At 70.6% G+C, this 20,426-nt stretch carries 17 protein-coding genes; 7 read left to right on the top strand and 10 right to left on the bottom strand.

The features are described 5' to 3' along the window. Positions 1 to 52: 52 nt before the first annotated feature. From QTQ03_RS14330 to QTQ03_RS14310, 5 genes are all read right to left on the bottom strand, one after another. Entirely contained in the window at positions 53 to 1,075 is a 1,023-nt protein-coding gene (locus QTQ03_RS14330; RefSeq protein ID WP_289278466.1) for an ABC transporter ATP-binding protein, read from the bottom strand. Continuing rightward, a complete protein-coding gene (locus QTQ03_RS14325) occupies positions 1,059 to 2,096 on the bottom strand; it encodes an ABC transporter ATP-binding protein (protein WP_289278465.1) in 1,038 nt (345 codons plus the stop codon). The genes QTQ03_RS14330 and QTQ03_RS14325 overlap by 17 nt, the downstream gene beginning before the upstream one ends. A gap of 7 nt (positions 2,097 to 2,103) precedes the next feature. Next, entirely contained in the window at positions 2,104 to 3,072 is a 969-nt protein-coding gene (locus tag QTQ03_RS14320; RefSeq protein WP_289278464.1) for an ABC transporter permease, read from the bottom strand. Continuing rightward, complete coding sequence (locus QTQ03_RS14315) at positions 3,065 to 4,003, bottom strand: ABC transporter permease (protein WP_289278463.1); 939 nt, start codon at positions 4,001 to 4,003, stop codon at positions 3,065 to 3,067. Before QTQ03_RS14315 ends, QTQ03_RS14320 begins: the two co-directional genes overlap by 8 nt. Positions 4,004 to 4,090: 87 nt before the next feature. Further along, the gene (locus QTQ03_RS14310) at positions 4,091 to 5,695 is read right to left on the bottom strand and encodes a peptide ABC transporter substrate-binding protein (RefSeq protein WP_289278462.1); all 1,605 of its coding nucleotides are present in this window, start codon (positions 5,693 to 5,695) and stop codon (positions 4,091 to 4,093) included. 450 nt (positions 5,696 to 6,145) lie between these two features. On the opposite strand from QTQ03_RS14310, the gene QTQ03_RS14305 reads away from it, so the two are divergent. From QTQ03_RS14305 to QTQ03_RS14295, 3 genes are all read left to right on the top strand, one after another. After that, positions 6,146 to 7,006, top strand: a complete 861-nt coding sequence (locus QTQ03_RS14305) for a bifunctional methylenetetrahydrofolate dehydrogenase/methenyltetrahydrofolate cyclohydrolase (RefSeq protein WP_289278461.1) — start codon at positions 6,146 to 6,148, stop codon at positions 7,004 to 7,006. Positions 7,007 to 7,112: 106 nt separating this feature from the next. After that, entirely contained in the window at positions 7,113 to 8,063 is a 951-nt protein-coding gene (locus QTQ03_RS14300) for a malate dehydrogenase (protein WP_289278460.1), read from the top strand. Between the two features lie 262 nt (positions 8,064 to 8,325). After that, on the top strand, positions 8,326 to 9,543 hold the full coding sequence (locus QTQ03_RS14295; protein WP_289278459.1) for an NADP-dependent isocitrate dehydrogenase: 1,218 nt from the start codon (positions 8,326 to 8,328) through the stop codon (positions 9,541 to 9,543). Between the two features lie 284 nt (positions 9,544 to 9,827). On the opposite strand, the gene galT is transcribed toward QTQ03_RS14295, so the two are convergent. The 4 genes from galT to QTQ03_RS14275 all read right to left on the bottom strand — a co-directional run bounded on the left by galT (position 9,828) and on the right by QTQ03_RS14275 (position 14,031). Next, positions 9,828 to 10,904: a galactose-1-phosphate uridylyltransferase gene (gene galT, locus QTQ03_RS14290; protein ID WP_289278458.1), complete on the bottom strand. Its 1,077-nt coding sequence runs from the start codon at positions 10,902 to 10,904 to the stop codon at positions 9,828 to 9,830. Beyond that, positions 10,901 to 11,713, bottom strand: a complete 813-nt coding sequence (locus QTQ03_RS14285; protein ID WP_289278457.1) for a DeoR/GlpR family DNA-binding transcription regulator — start codon at positions 11,711 to 11,713, stop codon at positions 10,901 to 10,903. The genes galT and QTQ03_RS14285 overlap by 4 nt, the downstream gene beginning before the upstream one ends. 112 nt (positions 11,714 to 11,825) lie before the next feature. Continuing rightward, on the bottom strand, positions 11,826 to 13,355 hold the full coding sequence (cysC, locus tag QTQ03_RS14280) for an adenylyl-sulfate kinase (RefSeq protein WP_289278456.1): 1,530 nt from the start codon (positions 13,353 to 13,355) through the stop codon (positions 11,826 to 11,828). Between the two features lie 139 nt (positions 13,356 to 13,494). Further along, complete coding sequence (locus QTQ03_RS14275) at positions 13,495 to 14,031, bottom strand: DM13 domain-containing protein (RefSeq protein ID WP_289278455.1); 537 nt, start codon at positions 14,029 to 14,031, stop codon at positions 13,495 to 13,497. A 125-nt stretch (positions 14,032 to 14,156) separates the two neighbouring features. Between QTQ03_RS14275 and QTQ03_RS14270 the strand changes: the two genes are divergently transcribed. Genes QTQ03_RS14270 through QTQ03_RS14255 form a run of 4 tightly spaced genes read left to right on the top strand, consistent with a single transcriptional unit; the run spans position 14,157 to position 17,605 of the window. Then, the gene (locus QTQ03_RS14270) at positions 14,157 to 15,071 is read left to right on the top strand and encodes an ABC transporter ATP-binding protein (RefSeq protein ID WP_289278454.1); all 915 of its coding nucleotides are present in this window, start codon (positions 14,157 to 14,159) and stop codon (positions 15,069 to 15,071) included. Beyond that, a complete protein-coding gene (locus tag QTQ03_RS14265) occupies positions 15,064 to 15,942 on the top strand; it encodes an ABC transporter permease (protein ID WP_289278453.1) in 879 nt (292 codons plus the stop codon). Before QTQ03_RS14270 ends, QTQ03_RS14265 begins: the two co-directional genes overlap by 8 nt. Further along, complete coding sequence (locus QTQ03_RS14260) at positions 15,939 to 16,895, top strand: ABC transporter ATP-binding protein (protein ID WP_289278452.1); 957 nt, start codon at positions 15,939 to 15,941, stop codon at positions 16,893 to 16,895. Before QTQ03_RS14265 ends, QTQ03_RS14260 begins: the two co-directional genes overlap by 4 nt. Beyond that, positions 16,895 to 17,605 (top strand): ABC transporter permease subunit, encoded by a 711-nt coding sequence (locus tag QTQ03_RS14255; protein WP_289278451.1) that lies wholly within the window; start codon positions 16,895 to 16,897, stop codon positions 17,603 to 17,605. Before QTQ03_RS14260 ends, QTQ03_RS14255 begins: the two co-directional genes overlap by 1 nt. A 192-nt stretch (positions 17,606 to 17,797) precedes the next feature. Here QTQ03_RS14255 and valS read toward each other — a convergent pair whose 3' ends face one another. After that, the gene (gene valS / locus QTQ03_RS14250) at positions 17,798 to 20,413 is read right to left on the bottom strand and encodes a valine--tRNA ligase (RefSeq protein WP_289278450.1); all 2,616 of its coding nucleotides are present in this window, start codon (positions 20,411 to 20,413) and stop codon (positions 17,798 to 17,800) included. Positions 20,414 to 20,426: the final 13 nt, after the last annotated feature.

Genomic DNA, 20,426 nt, shown 5'->3' with positions numbered 1-20,426 from the left:
TTCCACCAGCGGCGTGGACGATTCCACCGCGGGCCTGACGGGTTCGAGTCGTCTACCCGCGGAGTTCGGCGAAGTGGCAGGCCGACGGGTGCGGATCGGCGGCGCGGAGCACCGCGAGCGGGTCTTTGCGGGCGCAGATCTCCTGGGCCTTCCAGCACCGGGTGCGGAAGTGGCAGCCGCTCGGCGGGTCCGCCGGGCTCGGCACGTCCCCGACCAGTCGGATCATCTCGCGCCGGTCGCGCAGCTCCGGATCCGGGACCGGCACCGCGGACAGCAGCGCCTGGGTGTACGGGTGGGTGGCGCGCTGGTAGATCTCGTCCTCGGTGCCGATCTCCACGATCCTGCCCAGGTACATCACCGCGACCCGGTCCGAGATGTGCCGGACCACCGACAGGTCGTGCGCGATGAAGACGTACGACAGCCCGAGTTCGTCCTGCAACTCCTCCAGCAGGTTGATCACCTGTGCCTGGATCGACACGTCCAGCGCGGAGACCGGCTCGTCGCAGACGATGACCTCGGGCCGCAGGGCCAGCGCACGGGCGATGCCGATGCGCTGCCGCTGGCCGCCGGAGAACTGGTGCGGGTAGCGGTTGATGTGCTCGGGGTTGAGGCCGACCACGTCCAACAGTTCCTGCACCCGCCGCTGCCGGCTGCCCTTGGGTGCCGCCTCCGGGTGGATCTCGAACGGCTCGCCGATGATGTCGCCGACCGTCATCCGCGGGTTCAGCGACGTGTATGGGTCCTGGAGCACCATCTGCATGTTGCGGCGCAGCCGGCGTAGCTCGGCGCCCGACGCCTTGAACAGGTCCTGCCCCTCGAGCGTCGCTCGCCCGGAGGTCGGCGTCTCCAGCCGCATGAGCAGCCGGGCCAGGGTCGACTTGCCGCAGCCGGACTCGCCGACCACCCCCAGCGTCTCGCCGCGGCGCAGCTCGAAGCTGACTCCGTCGACGGCCTTGACGGCGCCGATCTGCTTCTGGAACACCACGCCGCGGGTGATCGGGAAGTGCTTGACCAGGTGGTCGACGGAGAGGATCGTCTCGCCCCGGACCTTGGTCGAGCTAGCGGGCGCTGTCATCGCGGACCTCCTGCGCGAAGTGGCACGCGCTGGTCCGGCCGTCGCCGAGGACCAGGTCGTGCGGTACGACGTCCACGCAGACCTGCTGGACGTACGGGCACCGGGGGTGGAACGGGCAGCCGGATGGGATTCGCATCAGGTTCGGCGGCAAGCCCTTGATCGTCGCAAGCCGCTGGCCCCGGACGTCCATCCGCGGGATCGACTCCAGCAACCCCTTGGTGTACGGGTGGGCCGGGGTCTTGTACAGCGACCGCACATCGGCGTGTTCGACGATCCGACCCGCGTACATGACGGCGATCCGGTCCGCGACGTCGGCGACCACGCCGAGGTCGTGGGTGATCAGGATCATCGCCATGTCGAGGTCGCGGCGCAGGTCGCCGAGGAGGTCCATGATCTGGGCCTGCACGGTCACGTCCAGTGCCGTGGTGGGTTCGTCGGCGATGAGGATCTTCGGGGTCATCGCCAGCGCCATCGCGATCATGACTCGTTGTCGCATGCCGCCCGAGAACTGGTGCGGATAGTCGCCCAGCCGGTCGGCCGCGGCCGGGATCTTGACCAGGTCCATCAGGTCGACGGCGCGGCGGCGGGCGTCCCGCCGGGACATTCCCGCGCGCTGGCGTAGTGTCTCGCCGATCTGCCAGCCGACGGGGAACGTGGGGTTCAACGCGGACAGGGCGTCCTGGAAGATCATTGCGATCTCTTTGCCGCGTACCTGCCGGCGCTGCTCCTCGGACTGGGTGAGCAGGTCCCGGCCCTGGTACCGGATCTGGCCGGAGCGGATGAACGCGGGTGGCGTGTCCAGAATTCCCATGATGGCCTGAGCGGTGACCGACTTGCCCGAACCGGACTCGCCGAGCACGGCGAGGGTTTCACCGGCGTCCAGGTGGTAGGAGACGCCGTTGATCACCTTCGCCACGCCCTCGTTGGTGCGGAACTCGACGTGCAGGTCCCGCACCTCCAGCAGGTGGCCGCCCTCGGGCGTCGGGGAGGCCGGGGTGGGGCGGACAGCGGACTGGCTCATGTCGGCATCACCGGAGCTTCGGGTCGAAGGCGTCACGGATCGCGTCGCCGAGCATGATGAAGGCCAGCACGGTCAGCGCGAGGAAGGTCGATGGGACGACCAGTGGGGTGGCCGATTCCCGCATGTGGAGCCGACCGTTGTTGATGTCGATGCCCCAGGAGATCGTCGGCTCCTTCAGGCCGATGCCGAGGAAGGAGAGGGTCGCCTCGGCGGAGATGAAGGAGCCGAGGGCGATGGTCAGCACGACGATGGCCGGGGCGAGCGCGTTGGGCAGGATGTGCCGCCACATGATCCGGCCGTTGCTGGCACCGAGCATCCGGGCCGCGGCCACGTAGTCCTGCTCCTTCGCCGTGATCACCGACGAGCGGACGACCCGGGCCGCCGTCGTCCAGCCCAGTACCGCGAGCACGAAGATCACCGCAGCGATCCGGACCGTCGAGCTGTCGCTGGCCACCCGCTTGAGCAGCACGATCGCGGCGAGGAGCAGCGGAATGCCGAGCACGATGTCGATCACGCGGGAGAGCACCGCGTCGATCCACCGGCCGAAGTAACCGGCGACCATTCCGACGGTGAGCGCGACCAGTCCGGTGAGCAGGGCGGAGAACGCGCCGACCAGGAGGGACGCGCGGGCACCGTACACCGCCCGGGCGTAGGTGTCGCAGCCCTGGAAGTCGTACCCGAAGATGGCCCCGCCGGACGCCCCGTCGTGCTGCCGCGCGAGCACGCAGTCGGTGGGATCGTTGGCGGTGAACAGGCTCGGCACGGCCGCCATGGCGGTGATCAGGACGACCAGCCCGAGGCTGAGCCAGAAGATCGGCTTGCGGCGCAGGTCGCGCCAGGCGTCGCCGGCGAGGCTGCGGGGCTTGCCGGTGGCGACCGTCGTACCGCCGACCTGGTTCGGGGCGCCGGGTTCGCCGGACGGTCCCCGTCGCGCGGCCTGGTTCTCACTCGCCGCCACCGTCTCGAAATCACTCATAGCGGATCCTCGGGTCGAGTACGGCGTAGAGGATGTCCACCACCAGGTTGGCGACCAGGTAGACCACGACCAGCACGCTGACGATGCCCACCACCAGCGGGCCGTCCTCCGTGCGGATGCCCCGGAAGAGGTTGAAGCCGACACCGGGGATGTTGAACACTCCCTCGGTGATGATCGCGCCGCTCATCAGGTTGCCCAGCTCGACGCCGAGGAAGGTGACCACCGGGATCAGCGAGTTGCGTAGCACGTGGATCCCGACGATCCGGCGCTTGACCAGGCCCTTGGATCGGGCGGTGCGGACGTAGTCGGCGCGCAGGTTCTCCGCCACCGAGGTCCGGGTCAGCCGCAGCGCGGTGGCCAGGGAGAGCGAGCCGAGCACGATGCCGGGCAGGAGCAGCGCGTACAGGTCGGGGTCGGCTCCGGCGGTGGGTGGGAAGATCTGCCACTTCACGCCGAGGAAGAACTGCGCGAGCGGGGCCAGCACGATGGTCGGGATGCCGAGCACGAGCAGGGTGAGCACCAGCGTCGAGTTGTCGAAGATGCTGGCCCGGCGGACGCCGGCGAGGACGCCCGCGGTGACGCCGAACAGCACGGCGACCGCCATGGCGATGAGTGCCAACTTGATGGTCACCGGCCAGGCGGCGGCCAGGATGTCGCCGATCTGTCGCCCGGTGAGGGACTCGCCGAGGTCACCCCGGAGCAGGTTCTTGACGTAGTCGAAGTACCGGTAGAAGAAGCCGTCGATCCCGGTCCGGTCCAGGTTGAACTTCTCTGTCAGGTACGCCCGCTGGGCGGCGGTGACCGGACGTTCGCCGGCGAGCGCCTGGATCGGGTCACCCTGCCCGGCGAACATCAACGCGTAGACGATCAATGTGGTCCCGAAGAAGGCGAGGACCATCTGGAGCAGTCGCCGCAGAATGAAGCGGAACATACTAGGCAGTCTCTCTGAAAAAGGGCGAAGGCGAGGGCGGGTCGGGTCACCGTCCCCCGGTGACCCGACCCGTCGTGCCGTGCCGCGTTACTCGACGATCTCGATCTTCAGCAGGTCGACCCGGTTGAAGAGATCCATCTCCACGTTCTTGACGTTGGTCGAGTGCCCGAAGTTGTTCTGGCCGAACCGGAGCGGGATCACCGGCAGGTCCTCGGCCAGCAGGTCCTCGGCCTGCTGGTACTTCTTGATCGCCTCTTCCTCGGTTGGTGCCGCCGAGCCCTCGGCGACCAGCTTGTCGAACTCGCGGTTGCTGTAGCCGTAGTAGTTCGACGAGCCGTTGCTGCTGTACAGCGGTCCGAGGTAGTTCTCCATGGACGGGTAGTCCATGACCCAGCCCATCCGGAACAGGCCGACCGGCTCCTTCGTCTTGACCTTGGTCAGCAGGTCCGCGAACTTCGGCTCGGCGGTGCCGACGCAGTCCACGCCCAGGTTCGCCTTGAGCTGGTTGCAGGTGGCGTCGATCCAGTCCTTGTGGCCACCGTCGCCGTTGTACGACAGCTCGATCTTGCTCGGGCCCCCCGCGGCCTGGTAGAGCGTCTTCGCCGCGGCAGGGTCGAACTGCCCGGCCGCGCCGATGGTGTCTCCGCGGTAGCCCGCGACGACCGGGGAGACGAAGGAACGCGCCGGCTGCTGCGACTCCTTGAAGATCGCCTTTGTGATCTCCTCGCGGTCGATCGCCATCGAGATCGCCTTGCGTACGTCCGGGTTGCTGAACTCCTCCTGGTACGTCGGGAAGGAGAGGAACTGGAACGACGAGGCGGGGCTGGTCTTGAACCGGTCGCCCAGGTCGGTCGAGGCGGTCGACAGGTTCTCGGTCGGGATGCTCTTGATCACGTCCAGGTTGTCCGACAGCACGTCCGCGTACGCGGCGGTCTGCTGCTGGTAGATCCGGAACTCGACGCCGGCGACCTTCGGCTGCTCACCGGCGAAGGCGTCGTACTTCTCGACCTCGACCTTGGCGTCGTGCTGCCAGGTGCCCTTCATCTTGAACGGTCCCTGGCCGATCGGCGCCTGCTCGTACCCCTCGGCCAGCACGCCGGGCGCCGAGAACGCGGCCTTCGGCAGCGGGTAGAAGGCGGTGTACCCGAGCATCTTCCTGAACTCGGTGTACGGCTGCGACAGGGTGACCGTGAAGGTCCGGTCGTCGACCTTCTTCAGGCCGGACATCGTCTTCGCCGTCGGCTGCTCGCCCTGCAGGTCCTCGTACCCGGCGATCTTCTCGAAGAAGTAGCTCGAGTTCTGGCCGTTCGGGGCGTACGCGCCGTAGTTCCAGGCGTCGATGTAGTTGTCGGCGGTGACCTGCTCGCCGTTGTGGAAGGTGTAGCCGTCCTCGAGCGTGATCGTCCAGGTGACGTTGTCCTCGGACGTCACGGACTCGGCCGCGACCTCGTACGCCTTGTTGGCGTCGTCATAGGCGACCAGCGGGCTGAACAGGGCGGCGAGCACCTGTGAGCCACTCGTCTCGTTGGTGTTGGTCGGCACCAGGTGCTGCGGCTCGGCGATCTCGATCCGCACGGCCGCGTTGGGGTTGGTGCCACCGGATCCGCCGTCGCCGCCCGAGCCGCAGGCCACCAGGCCCAGGGTCACCGCGAGCGGGAGGGCGGTCCAGGCGGCGAGCCTACGAACGCGCATGAAGCCTCCTCATCTCCTCACGCTGCGCAGTCGGGCCCGGCGCTGGGTTCACGCTGCGCAACGATGGGCAACGGTAGGTCGCGCATTCGTAATCGACAACGAGAGCATTGCAAAGTCATAACAGACCACCCCCCAGGGTCTTGCGTCCGTGGCTGGCTTCTGGTAGCCGTGCCGAGTCTGAATTGGCCGTTAAACGGGATGTTAGGTCCAGATCAGTGGGCCCAGGCGTGACCTGATTGGCCCCGTCGTGCCGTCGGGACACGTTGCGGAGGTGATGGCCGCGGCATCCTCTCTATCCGTTGCCTGTCCCGACCCGCGTCGATCGATCATCACCCTGAGTGAGCTATCCCACGTCACATGCCGTCACCTGTCCAGTTGTCGGGGCGAGGGCCTACCGGCGGCTACCCGGGTCGTCGGTCCGCCGGGCGCCGGGCGTGAGACGATCTGGGCGTGACGGCGACGCTTCTGAACGGCAAGGCGACCGCGGCCGAGATCAAGGACGAGCTGCGGGCCCGGGTGAAGGCTCTGGCCGAGCGGGGCGTCACGCCCGGACTCGGCACAGTCCTCGTCGGTGCCGATCCCGGCTCCCAGGCGTACGTCAACGGCAAGCACCGCGACTGCGCCGAGGTCGGCATCGCGTCGATCCGGCGGGAGCTGCCGGCGGAAGCCACCCAGGAACAGGTCGACGCCGTCCTCGCCGAGCTGAACGCCGACCCGGCCTGCCACGGCTACATCGTCCAGCTGCCGCTGCCCGGCCACCTGGACACCCAGCGGGTGCTGGAGTTGATCGACCCGGCCAAGGACGCCGACGGCCTGCACCCGGTCAACCTGGGCCGGCTGGTGCTCGGTTACCCGGGCCCGCTGCCCTGCACCCCGCGCGGCATCATCGAGCTGCTGCGCCGGCACGACGTGGCGCTGCGCGGCGCCAAGGTCGCCGTCGTCGGCCGGGGCAACACCGTGGGTCGCCCGCTCGGGCTGCTGCTCACCCGGCGCAGCGAGAACGCCACGGTCACCCTCTGCCACACCGGCACCCTGGACCTCGCCGCGCACACCCGCGCCGCGGACATCGTGATCGTCGCGGCCGGAGTGCCCGGTCTGCTCACCGCCGACATGGTCACACCGGGCGCAGCCGTTGTCGACGTCGGCATCACCCGGGTGGTCGGCCCGGACGGCAAGGGGCGCTACACCGGGGACGTCGATCCGGAGGTGACCGAGGTGGCCGGCGCTCTGGTGCCGATGCCCGGCGGCGTCGGCCCGATGACCCGTGCGATGCTGCTGACCAACGTCGTCGAGCGTGCCGAACGGGACTGAACCCGTTCCGCCCATCGGGGTCATAACCGTCCGCCCCTGGCCGGATCGGTGCCAGGATGGCTGATACGGTCCGGAAAACCGACTGGTATCAGGGAGTGGGACGACCATGGGTAAGAAGGTCACTGTCGTCGGGGCCGGCTTCTACGGCTCCACCACCGCACAGCGCCTGGCCGAGTACGACGTCTTCGACACCGTCGTGATCACCGACATCGTGGAGGGCAAGCCGGCGGGTCTCGCGCTGGACCTCAACCAGTCACGCGCCGTCGAGGGCTTCGAGACCAAGCTTGTCGGTGTCACCACCGGTCCGAACGGCGAGGGCTACGAGGCCATCGAGGGCTCCGACGTCGTGGTCATCACCGCCGGTCTGCCCCGTCGGCCGGGGATGAGCCGGATGGACCTGCTGGAGACCAACGCAAAGATCGTCCGGCAGGTTGCCGAGAACGTCGCGAAGTACGCCCCGAACGCCGTCGTCATCGTGGTCTCCAACCCGCTCGACGAGATGACCGCGCTCGCCCAGATCGCCACGCAGTTCCCGAAGAACCGGGTGCTCGGCCAGGCCGGCATGCTGGACACCGCCCGGTTCACCAACTTCGTCGCCGAGGCGCTGAACGTACCGGTGAAGTCGGTCCGGACGCTGACCCTCGGCTCGCACGGCGACACCATGGTGCCGGTGCCGTCGAAGAGCACGGTCGACGGCAAGCCGCTGCGGGAGGTCATGCCGGCCGACCGGATCGAGGAACTGGTGGTCAAGACCCGTAACGGCGGCGCCGAGGTGGTCGCCCTCCTCAGGACCGGTTCGGCGTACTACGCTCCGTCGGCCGCCGCCGCCCGGATGGCGAAGGCCGTGGCCGAGGACTCCGGCGCGGTCATGCCGGTCTGCGCCTGGGTCGACGGCCAGTTTGGCATCTCCGGCGTCTACCTGGGCGTCGAGGCCGAGATCGGCGCTCAGGGCGTCAGGCGGGTCGTTGAGACCGACCTGGACGCGGACGAGCTCGCCGCCCTGAAGGAGGCCGCCGAGGCCGTTCGCGCCAAGCAGGCCGATGTCTCCAGCATGTGAGCTGCCCCCTCGGCGAAGGGCCGCCGGCGAAAGCCGGCGGCCCTTCGCCGTCTCCACCCGGTGCCCGATGCCGTCCTCGCCGGGCCGGGACCGGATCGCCGTGATAGACCCAGGAGTGCCGCCCGGTGGCGCGCGGCGACGCCTGCCAGCGACCTCCGCACCGCCGTGGCCCACTCGGGCGGAGGCCGGCTGGGGGTCGCCGGCCGGTTTCCAGTACGCTCGTACTGCTTGAGCACGTGTCCCCCGAGAGGAGCGCCGGCCGATGGCGAAGATCAAGGTAAACAACCCGGTCGTTGAGCTGGACGGCGACGAGATGACCCGGATCATCTGGAAGCAGATCCGGGAGCAGCTGATCCTGCCCTACCTCGACGTCGACCTGCACTACTACGACCTGTCGATCCAGTACCGTGACCAGACCGACGACCAGGTCACCGTCGACGCCGCGAACGCCATCAAGCAGCACGGCGTGGGCGTCAAGTGCGCCACGATCACCCCGGACGAGGCCCGGGTCGAGGAGTTCGGCCTGAAGAAGATGTGGCGGTCGCCGAACGGCACCATCCGCAACATCCTCGGCGGTGTCGTCTTCCGCGAGCCGATCATCATGTCCAACGTTCCGCGGCTCGTGCCGGGCTGGACCAAGCCGATCATCATCGGTCGGCACGCCCACGGCGACCAGTACAAGGCGAGCGACTTCGTCGTCCCCGGTCCGGGCACGGTGACCATCACCTACACGCCGACCGACGGCGGCGCACCGGTGGAGATGGAGGTCGCCAACTTCACCGGCGGCGGCGTCGCGATGGGTATGTACAACTTCGACGAGTCGATCCGTGACTTCGCCCGTGCCTCCATGCGGTACGGCCTGGACCGCGGCTACCCGGTCTACCTGTCGACCAAGAACACCATCCTCAAGGCGTACGACGGCCGGTTCAAGGACATCTTCGCCGAGGTGTTCGAGAACGAGTTCAAGGCCGACTTCGAGGCCGCCGGCATCACCTACGAGCACCGGCTGATCGACGACATGGTCGCCGCCGCGCTCAAGTGGGAGGGCGGCTTCGTCTGGGCCTGCAAGAACTACGACGGTGACGTCCAGTCCGACACCGTCGCGCAGGGCTTCGGCTCGCTCGGCCTGATGACCTCGGTGCTGATGACCCCGGACGGCCGCACGGTCGAGGCCGAGGCCGCGCACGGCACCGTCACCCGGCACTACCGGCAGTGGCAGAAGGGCGAGAAGACCTCGACCAACCCGATCGCCTCGATCTACGCCTGGACCCGGGGCCTGGCCCACCGGGGCAAGCTGGACAACACCCCGGCGGTGACCGAGTTCGCCAACACGCTGGAGCAGGTCATCGTCGACACCGTCGAAGGTGGCCAGATGACCAAGGACCTCGCGCTGCTCATCTCCCGGGACGCCCCGTGGCTGACCACCGACGAGTTCATGAAGGCGCTGGACGAGAACCTGGCCCGCAAGCTCGCCGCCTGAGGGTACGCAGGGGCCCCTTGCGCTCGCGTTGTGAGGGGTCCCTTCCTGGCGCCACCGAACGGTGGTCGGGCCTGTGCCGGGCAGGTGACACACAGAATTGCGTCACTTTGTCCGGCGCGCCTCGTTGACCTGGGTGGACGAGATGCCAGTCACGTCCAGGAAGGTTGACCACGGTCGCCCCGTATGCGTGCCGATCAGCCAGCCTTCCCGGCTGTCGTGCACAGCCAGCCGTCCCTTCCCTGCGGGGGGCCCTGTCCCGGGCCCCCCGCGCCCTGTGTCGGGTCTCACGCTCCCCTGAGTAACTGGGCGGCGCGTTCCGGAGCGATGTCGTTGATGAACACGCCCATTCCGGATTCCGACCCGGCCAGGTACTTCAGCTTGTCCTTCGCCCGCCGGACGCTGAACAGTTGTAGGTGCAGGTGGCCCAGCTCTCGGTCGATCCGGACCGGGGCCTGGTGCCACGCCGCGACGTACGGCATGGGAACGTCGAACAGTCCGTCGAAGCGGCGCAGCAGGTCCAGGTAGAGCGGCCCGAACGAAGCCCGCTCCGCGTCGCGGAGCGCGGGAATGTCCGGCACCGGCCGGTGCGGCGCCACGTGCACCTCGAACGGCCACCGGGCCGCGGCCGGTACGTACGCGGTCCAGTGTTCGTTGTCGGCGACCACCCGGTCGCCGGCCGCGCGCTCGGCGGCGAGTACGTCGGCGTACAGGTTGCGCCCGTCGGTGCGGTCGGCGTGCCGGCGGGCGGCGGCCAGCAGCGCGCGGGTCCGCGGTGTCACGAATGGGTACGCGTAGATCTGCCCGTGCGGGTGGTGCAGAGTCACCCCGATCTCGACGCCCCGATTCTCGAACGGGAAGACCTGCTGCACCCCGGGCAGGTCGCTCAGGGCGGCGGTCCGGTCGGCGAGCGCGTCGAGGACGGTCCGTACCCGGCGGGGGGCGAGGTTGGCGAGCGAGGCGTGGTGGTCGTCGGTGAAGCAGACCACCTCGCAGCGGCCCTGGCCCGGCCGGACCGGGGTGAACGGGGTGATCTCCGCCGGCTCCGTGGCGATGCGGCCGCTGAACGAGGGAAAGCGGTTCTCGAAGACCACCACGTCGTAGGCGGTGGCCGGGATCTCGCCGCGCCGTCCGTCCCGGGACGGACAGAGCGGGCACTGGTTGGCCGGGGGGAGGAAGGTGCGGGTCTGCCGGTGCACGGCGAGCGCCACCCACTCGTCGGTGAGCGGGTCGTACCGTAGCTGCGACGCGGGTGGGGGCGGCGGCAGGTCCCGGCGGTCCGCCTGGTCGCGGACGGCGTCCTCGCGCTCGTCGAAGTAGATCAGCTCACGGCCGTCGGCCAGCTCGATCGCGGTGCGCTTCACGGCGCCACCCCTCCACCCGTCGGCGTGGTCCGGCCCGCGCCACTGACGATCACCAGCTCGCCCACCTGCTCGTCGAGTACCCGTCGGGCGGTGGCGGGCAGCTGGTCGTCGGTGACCAGGATGTCCGCGGCGGCGAGCCCGACGATGGAGGAGATTCCGACCGTGCCCCACTTGGTGTGGTCGGCGAGCACCACCAGGCGGTCGGACGCGGCCACCAGGGCTCGGTCGGTCTCGGCCTCCATCAGGTTCGGGGTGGTGAACCCCGCCCGCTCGCTGATTCCGTGCACGCCGAGGAACAGCAGATCCAGGTGCAGTGAGCGGACCGCGTCCACGGCGAGCGGCCCGACCAGCGCGTCGGAGGGCGTGCGGACACCACCGGTGAGCACCACGGTCTGGTCCGGCCGGCCGGCCGCGTACAGGACCTCGGCCACCGGAAGGGAGTTGGTCACCACGGTGAGGCCGGGCACGTCGACCAGCCGGCGGGCCAGCTCGGCGGTGGTGGTGCCGGCGGAGAGGGCCACGGCCGCCCCGGGCCGGACCAGCTCGGCGGCACGGCTGGCGATGGCGGCCTTCTCCGGGAGCTGGCGGACCGACTTGGCCCCGAACCCGGGCTCGTCGGTCGAGCCCGGTCCGGCGACGGTCGCGCCGCCGTGCACCTTGGCCAGCAGCCCGCGCTCGTGCAGGAGATCGAGATCGCGCCGGATGGTCATGTCCGACACGCCGAACTCGGCCGCCAGCTCGGTCACCCGCACCCCGCCAGCGGCACGGACCCGGTCGAGAATCGCCGCCTGCCGTTGCTGCGCCAGCACGCGCCGCACCTCCGCGCAATCACCCGCATGCTCTCACGCGGTCAAACATGTTCGGACAAGAATGAACACTAGCGCGCTGGTATCGCCCACGAAAGGGAGGGGCGACCGGGCCCTAGACCGTCGGGTGGCGGGGCTCGACCCAACCGGTCTCAGTCAGATGGTGCAGCACCGCCTGCACGGCTTCGTCGACCGACAGATCGGCTGTGTCGATCACCAGGTCGGCGTCGGTCGGCTCCTCGTACGGGTCGTCGACGCCGGTCATTCCGGTGAGCAGGCCGGCACGGGCCCGCGCGTACAGACCCTTGCGGTCCCGCCGCTCGCAGACCTCCAGCGGAGTGGCGACGTGGACCAGCAGGAAGCCCGCCCCGGCAGCCAGGGTCATCTCCCGGGCGGTCGCCCGCGCCTGCGCGTACGGGGCGATCGGGCAGCAAACCGCCAGCCCCCGGTGCCGGGCGATCTCGGCAGCCACCCAGCCGATCCGGCGGACGTTCGCGTCCCGGTCGGCCCTGCCGAACCCCAACCCGGCCGACAGCTCCCGGCGCACGACGTCGCCGTCGAGCAGCGTGACCGTCCGCTCGCCCTGCTCACGGAGCGCGTCCGCCAGACCCCGGGCGATCGTTGACTTGCCGGAGCCGGACAAGCCGGTCATGAAGATCACCAAACCCCGGTAGCGCCGGGGCGGCCGGGCCCGGACCAACTCCTTGGCCACCGCCGGCGGCGTGTGCCACTCCGGCAGCGGGAAGCCCCGGTCCAGCAGGTCGTCGATCTCGGCCTGGGTCAGCGGCAGCCGGCGGTTGCGCGGGGGGATGTCCTCCCGCCAGCGCCACTGCCCGTCCCGGCTGTCGTAAGCCAACTCCCGAGGCACCAGCACCCGCAGCCCGGCCCCGGGGAGCATCTCGCCGGTGGAGAGTAGGTGCGTCACCCCGTACGCGGCGGACACCCGGGCCCGCAGCAGGGCTTCGCTGATCTCGTCCCGGCGATGGGACAGCGGCACGGCGACCAGCGTCGCCGGGGGCATCCGGTCGCGGGCCGCGAAGACGCTGCGGACCAGAGCCTCCGGTGGCACCCCGTCGCCGCTGTCCTCGCCGATCGGGATCAGCACCAGCAGGTGGGCGCTGAGAGTGCGCGCGGCGTGCGCGATCTGTGCGAGCTGCGGCCGATGCAGCGGGCGATCGGCGATCACCCCGAGCACCCGTCCGGGCGGCAGCATCGCCCGGACTTCCTCCGGAACGCGCCGCAGCCGCTGGAACGGCCCGTGCCCTCCGTCGCCGAGCCGACGCACCGGCCCGCCGACGCCGGCCACGCCGTCCCGGACCTGCCACACGTCGGTGACCTCCAGCGCCGCCACGGGAGCGCCCTCGCCGTCGGTCAGCACCAGTGCGCGGCTCGCCGGGTCGCGCACGTCCAGCCCCGCGGCGAGCGCCGGGGGCACCTGGAGGGTCACCGGCACCGGCCAGGGCGCGCCGTCGGCCAGGCGACCACGCCGGCTGACCGACACCAGGTCGGCGCGGGTCATGAAGCCGGTCAGCGGGGCGTACGCCCCGCTCAGCACCAGTTCCAGGTCGGCCAGCTCACCAGGGCGTGGTGTGTACGCCGGCGTATCCCGGAGTACCTCGTCCGGCACCACCCAGCCGTTGCTCATCGAACCCCCAACCCGCTGACCGGCACACAGTTTCGCAGCTCACCGGGGATCGGTCGAGTACCACAGCAGGGCACGGGGGAGGCCGGTTGTCGGGCACACCGGTGCCCGGACGCCGGCCCGGTGAACGGCCGGCGGCGACTCAGCCGGTCAACGGGGCCGCGCCGAACGACACGGAGAAGCGCTTGCACCAGATCGAGACGCTGGTCAGCCCGGCCAGGTCCACGTCGGCGGGAATGTCGTACGCCTGGTTGCCCCGGTTGCCCTTGAGCCGGCCCAGCTCCACCCAGCGCCCGTCGTCGAACACCCGCCACCCCGCGGTGCCGGTGCGGACCTGCTGGTCGGTGAGCCAGACCCGTAGGTCCGGACCGTTGGAGGTGGCCAGCCCGACCAGCTCCAACCGCAGCTGGCCGTCGGCGTCCCGGACGATCCGGGCGCTGCCGGTGGTCTCGTGTTCGTGCGTGACGAACTCGCCACTGCGGACGACCGCCGGTCCGGCCGGGACGGAGGCCGCGTCGGACGGAGCCGCCGCGGTCGCCACGACGGTCAGTTCCTCGTCGACCGCGGTGTCGGTGACCAGCTTCCACGGCTGAAACCAGTAGAGGCCGAACGCGGCGCCGGCGACGAGCACGGCGGCCGCGACCCAGGTGAGCGGGGCGCGTAGCAGTCGGAAGACCATGCCGCCCAGTCTGGCGCGGCAACGCCGTCGGAGAACTTACCGGAGCCTTACGCCGCACCCCTAGTGGGCGGATCAGGGGCGCGCCGGATACGCGGAACGTGCCCAACCTGCCTAGGCTTGCGGGCGTGACACTCATCGCGACCGAATCGCTGACCAAGACGTACGGGGGTGGGGTCACCGCGCTGGCCGACCTGACCGTCGAGGTCCAGCCTGGCATCATCGGCCTGGTCGGCGCGAACGGCGCCGGCAAGTCCACGTTGATCAAGATCTTGCTCGGTCTGCTCAACCCGACCAGCGGGCGGGCCCGGGTGCTCGGCCTGGACCCGACCACCCAGCCTGACCAGGTACGCGCCCGGGTCGGCTACATGCCGGAGCACGATGCCCTGCCCCCCGACCTCAGCGCCGCCGAGCTGGTCACCCACCTTGGCCGGATGAGCGGCCTGCCCCGGACGGTGGCCCGCGAGCGGGCCAGCGAGGCACTACGGCACGTCGGGCTCTACGAGGAGCGGTACCGGCCCGTCGGTGGCTACTCGACCGGTATGAAGCAGCGGGTCAAGCTGGCCCAAGCGCTCGTGCACGACCCGGACCTGTTGCTCCTCGACGAGCCCACGAACGGCCTCGACCCGGCCGGGCGGGACGCCATGCTCGCCCTGGTCCATCGGATCGGCACCGAGTTCGGCATCTCCGTGCTCGTCTGTTCGCACCTGCTCGGCGAGGTGGAGCGGATCTGTGACACGCTGGTCGCCATCGACGGCGGCCGGCTGCTGCGCGCCGACCACATCTCCGCGATGACCACGGCCACCGACGTGCTCGCGGTCGAGGTCAGCGAGGGCACGGAGGAACTGGCCGCCCGGCTCGCCGGGTACCGACTCCCGGTGACCCGGGAGGGGCGGCTGCTGCTCGTCCCGCTCGCTGACGACGCCACCTACGATTTGATCCTCGGCGCGGTCGCCGAGCTGGACCTGCCGCTGCACCGGCTGGACCAGCGCCGGCACCGGGTGGCCGAGTTGTTCGCCACGAGGGAGCCCAGCAATGTCTGAGCCGACCGGTGTCATCCACGACATCGGGTACCAGCGCTACCCGGGTCCTCGGCTGGGCCGGGGTGCCGTGTTCGGGGCGCTGTACCTGCACGGGCTGCGGACCGTCTTCGGCTTCGGCCGCAGCGCCAAGGCGAAGATGTTTCCCTGGCTGGTGGTGGGCATCGTGACCGTGGTGGCTGCCGGCGTCACCGCCGTCCGCAGCCAGATCGGCCAGGTCGTCATGACGTACGCGCAGTTCGCCGACGCGATGAGCTGGCTGGTCATCTTCTTCGTCGCGGTGGCCGCCCCGGAACTGGTCAGCCGGGACCTGCGCAGCGGGGTCATGCCGCTGTACTTCTCCCGGCCGCTACCCCGGTCGCACTACCCGCTCGCCAAGCTACTCGCCCTCGTCACGGCCCTGTGGCTGCTGCTCGGCGGGCCGCAACTGGTGATGTTCCTCGGCGCCGCCTTCACCACCAAGGAGGGGATGCGAGGCGTCTGGAACGAGGTGCTCGACCTGCTGCCGGGCCTGCTCTACGCCGGCCTCTGGGCGGCGGTCTTCGCCTCGATCGGGCTGCTGGTGGCCGCGCTCACCGGCAAGCGGGCGTTCGGCGCCGGCGGGATCGTGGCGGTCTTCCTGATGACCACGCCGATCGTCGGCGTGCTGTCCATCCTGCCCGCCCGGGCCGTCAACGAGCTGGCCTTCCTGGCCTCGCCCTCGACCCTGGTCAACGGCGTGGGCACCTGGGCCCTGGGTGACCTGTTGGTGCCCGAGGGGGGTGGACCGCCGATCGGCGGGTTCGGCCCGGTCTACGCGGTCACCGCCGTGGTGCTCGTCGCCGCCTGCGTCACCCTGCTGCTGGCCCGATACCGGAAGGTGGCCGCCCGATGAGCGCGATCAGTGCCGAGCGGACGCCGGCCCCCACCCGCACGACGAGCACCCTGGAGCTGGCGGGCGTGTCCCGCTGGTACGGCAACGTGGTCGCCGTCAACGACGTGAGCATGGCCCTCGGGCCCGGTGTCACCGGGCTGCTGGGCCCGAACGGTGCCGGCAAGACGACGTTGCTGCACATGATGGCTGGTTTCCTGGCGCCGTCGCGTGGCACGGTGGCCCTGGACGGGGCGCCGACCTGGCGCAACCCCGACGTCTACCGGAGGCTGGGCCTGGTCAGCGAGCGGGAGGCGGTGCACGCCTTCCTCACCGCGCACGAGTTCGTGCTGGCCAGTGCCAGGCTGCACCGGCTGCCCGACCCGGAGGAGGCGGCGCGCCGAGCGATCGCTCTGGTCGAGTTGGAGGGTGCGCAGTCCCGCCGGATCGGCACGTACTCCAAGGGCATGCGGCAGCGGGCGCGGGTGGCGGCGGCGCTGGTCCACGACCCGCAGGTGCTGCTGCTCGACGAGCCGTTCAACGGCATGGACCCACGGCAGCGGCTACACATGATGGACCTGCTGCACCAGCTCGGCGTCGCCGGACGGACCATCCTGTTCAGCTCGCACATCCTGGAGGAGGTCGAGCAGGTCTCGGGTACCGTCCAGGTGATGGTCGCCGGCCGGCTCGCCGCCTCGGGCGACTTCCGGACGATCCGCCGTCTGATGACCAACCGGCCGCACGTCTTCGCCGTCCGGTCCACCGACGACCGGGCGCTGGCGGTCGCGTTGATGGCCGAACCGTCGGTGACCGGCGTGGAGCTGACCCGTGCCGGGCTGACCGTTCGGGCCGGGGACTACGGCGCCTTCACCCGGGCGCTGCCGAAGATCGCGCAGGCGCAGAGCATCCGGGTCCGGCAGCTGGTGCCCGAGGACGAGTCCCTGGAGAGCGTCTTCTCCTACCTGGTGGAGGCCTGATGTCTACCGTTTCCTGGATCACCGCGCGGGGGCTGTTCGGGCGCCGGCGCTTCCTGCTGCTGCTTCCGCTGCCGGTGCTGCTGGTGCTGCTCGCCGTGCTGTCCCGCACGCTCCGGGTGGACCCGGGTGCGTGGGGCCCGCCGGTGCTGGTCGGCCTCGGGCTGGCCGTGGTGCTGCCGGTGGTCGCCCTGATCGTCGGCACCGGCGTGCTGGGCGCCGAGATCGACGATGGCACCGTGGTGCACATCCTGACCAAGCCGCTGCCGCGCTGGCAGATCGTGCTGCCGAAGCTGGCGGTCGCCGCCGGCGTCACCGCGGTCACCGTCGCCGTGCCGCTCTACGTCGCCGGCGTACTGGCCGACTCGGTACGCCTTGGCCTGGCACTCGCCGCCGCCGCGTCGATCGGGGCGGTGGCGTACTCGGCGTTCTTCGTGGCGCTCAGCCTGGTCGCCCGGCGGCCCGTGCTGCTCGGCCTGGTCTACGTGCTGATCTGGGAAGGGCTGCTCGGCAACTTCGTCAGCGGCACGAAGGTGCTCTCCATCCAGCAGTACGTGATCGCGCTCGCCGACCGCTTCGCTCCGACCGAGCTGCTCGCCACCGACGTCTCGGTGCCGGTCGCGACCGTGATGACGACGCTGATCGCGGTCGGCTTCACCGCCCTGGCCATCGACCGCCTCCGGTCGTTCTCGGTGGCGGGCGAAACCAGCTGACCCGACCCACGGGCCCCGCACCGCCGGACGTGTCGTGGAAACGATGACGGGTACGAGCGATATGACTGTGTGGCACATCTATTCCTCACAGTCATATCGCTCTGCGGCGACCGCTTCTTCCGGCGCCCTCACGGACGGTGGCGGCGATGCCGGTTCGGACGGTAGCGGCGATGCCGGTTGCGGCCCACGCGGTCAGAAGGCACAGACGACGACCAGGTCGGGGGTGCGGTCCGGGAGGAGGTCGAGCTTGCCGATCCGGCCGGCCGCCCTCAGGTCGTCAGCGACGACCGTAAGCCGGTCGAGCAGCGCGGCCGGGCCGAGCGCCTCGGCCAGCGGAACCTCCGCCCTCATCGACAGCTTCCGCTCCGACTTGGCGCGCCGCACCTGGCTGAGCGCGTCCCCGGCCAGTCGCAGTAACGCCGGGTCGCCCTCCCCGGTGACGGCGCGCCCCACCTCGTACGTGGTCGGCCACGGCGCCCGATGCACCGAGCCGTACCGCCACCAGGACCACACCTCCTCGGTCGCGTACGGCAGCACCGGGGCGAAGAGCCGCAACTGCACCGAGAGCGCGGTGGCCAGCGCCGCGCGGGCGGAGTCCGCCCCCGCCCCGCTGCCGTAGGCACGCTCCTTCACCAGTTCGATGTAGTCGTCGCAGAACCGCCAGAAGAAGGCCTCGGTGGCCTGCACCGCGGCCGTGTGGTCGTACGCCTCGAACGCGGAGGTCGCCGTGGCGACCACGCCCGACAGCTCGGCGAGCATCGACCGGTCCAGCGGTTCGCTCGCCGGGGTACGCAACACGTCGGCGGCGCCCAGCCCGAGGGTGAACCGCGACGCGTTCAGCAGCTTCGTGGCGAGCCGCCGACCCACCCTGATCTGCGCCGGGTCGAAGGCCAGGTCGGTGCCGGGCCGGCCGCTGGCCGCCCAGTACCGCACCGCGTCCGAGCCGTGCTGCTCCAGCAGCGCCATCGGGGTGACCACGTTCCCCTTGGACTTGGACATCTTCTTGCGGTCCGGATCGAGGATCCAGCCAGACAGCTCCGCGTCCCGCCAGGGCAGCGTGCCGTGCTCCAGGTGGGAGCGGACCACCGTGGCGAACAGCCAGGTCCGGATGATCTCCTGCCCCTGGGGGCGAAGGTCCATCGGGAACACCCGGCCGAACAGGTCCGGGTCGGTCTCCCAGCCGCCGGCGATCTGCGGGGTCAGCGACGAGGTGGCCCAGGTGTCGAGCACGTCCGGGTCGCCGACGAAGCCGCCCGGCACGCCGCGCAGCGACTCGTCGTACCCGGGCGGCGCGTCGGTGGAGGGGTCGACCGGCAGCGCGGCCTCCTCCGGTGTGAGAGGTTGGGACCAGTCCGGCTCGCCGGCGTCGTCGAGCCGGTACCACACCGGCACCGGCACGCCGAAGAAGCGCTGCCGGCTGACCAGCCAGTCCCCGGTCAAGCCGCCCACCCAGTGCTCGTAGCGGTGCCGCATGTGCTCCGGCACCCAGCGCAGTTCCCGGCCTCGGGCCAGCAGCTGCGCGCGGAGATCGGCGTCCCGGCCGCCGTTGCGCAGGTACCACTGCCGGGTGGAGACGATCTCCAGTGGCCGGTCGCCCCGTTCGTAGAACTTCACCGGGTGCGTGATCGGGCGTGGCTCGCCGACCAGGTCGCCCGCGTCGGCCAGCAGCTCCACCACGGTCCGCCGGGCGCCGTTGACGGTCTGTCCGGCCAACGCCGCGTACGGTTCCCCCGGCACTCCGGCCGGGGCTTCCGGCAGCAGCCGGCCGTCCCGGCCGATCACCACCCGGGTGTCCAGCCGCAGCTCCCGCCACCAGGTCACGTCGGCCAGGTCGCCGAAAGTGCAGACCATCGCGATGCCGGTGCCCTTGGCCGGGTCCGCCAGCGGGTGCGCGCGCACCGGCACCTCCACCCCGAAGACCGGGGTACGCGCGGCCGCGCCGACCAGATCCGCGTACCGCTCGTCGTCCGGGTGACAGACCAGCGCCACACACGCCGGCAGCAGCTCCGGCCGAGTGGTGTCGATCAGCACCGCCCGGCCGTCGGGCCCGCGGAACCGCAGCCGGTGGTACGCGCCCGGGCGCTCCCGGTCCGTCAACTCGGCCTGCGCCACGGCCGTGGCGAACCCGACGTCCCACAGGGTCGGCGCCTCCGCCTGGTAGGCCTCGCCCCGAGCCAGGTTGCGTAGGAACGCGCGCTGGCTGGTGGCCCGCGCGACCCGCCCGATCGTCGTGTACGTCAGCGACCAGTCCACGGACAACCCGAGGCGCCGCCACAGCGCCTCGAACACCTGCTCGTCGGCGATGGTGAGCCGCTCGCACAGCTCGATGAAGTTGCGCCGGGAGATCGGTGTCGGGTCCTTGCGGGCGGCGTCGTCCACCGGCGCGGCCGGCGGCACCCACGAGGGGTCGTAGGGCAGCTCCGGGTCGCAGCGCACCCCGTACACGTTCTGCACCCGGCGCTCGGTCGGCAGGCCGTTGTCGTCCCAGCCCATCGGGTAGAACACGGCCCGACCGCGCATCCGCTGGAACCGGGCCACCAGGTCGGTGTGCGTGTACGAGAAGACGTGCCCCATGTGCAGCTCGCCGGATACGGTCGGCGGCGGGGTGTCGATCGCGTACACGTCGGCCCCACGGCCGGCCGGGGCCGGCGCGTCTGATGCCCCGCCGCGACCCCGGACAGCGGCTCTGGACCGGTCGAACGCGTACGTGCCGTCCTCCTGCCAGCGGCGCGCCCAGGTCTCCTCGAGCCCGTCCAGGGTCGGACGCTCGGGGACGCCGGCGCGGGCCGTCCTTGCCGTATCAGTCATCGGTCGATCGTAG

It is taken from the genome of Micromonospora sp. WMMA1363 (assembly GCF_030345795.1).
Taxonomy (GTDB): Bacteria; Actinomycetota; Actinomycetes; order Mycobacteriales; family Micromonosporaceae; genus Micromonospora.
This window is presented reverse-complemented; position numbering and strand designations above follow the sequence as displayed.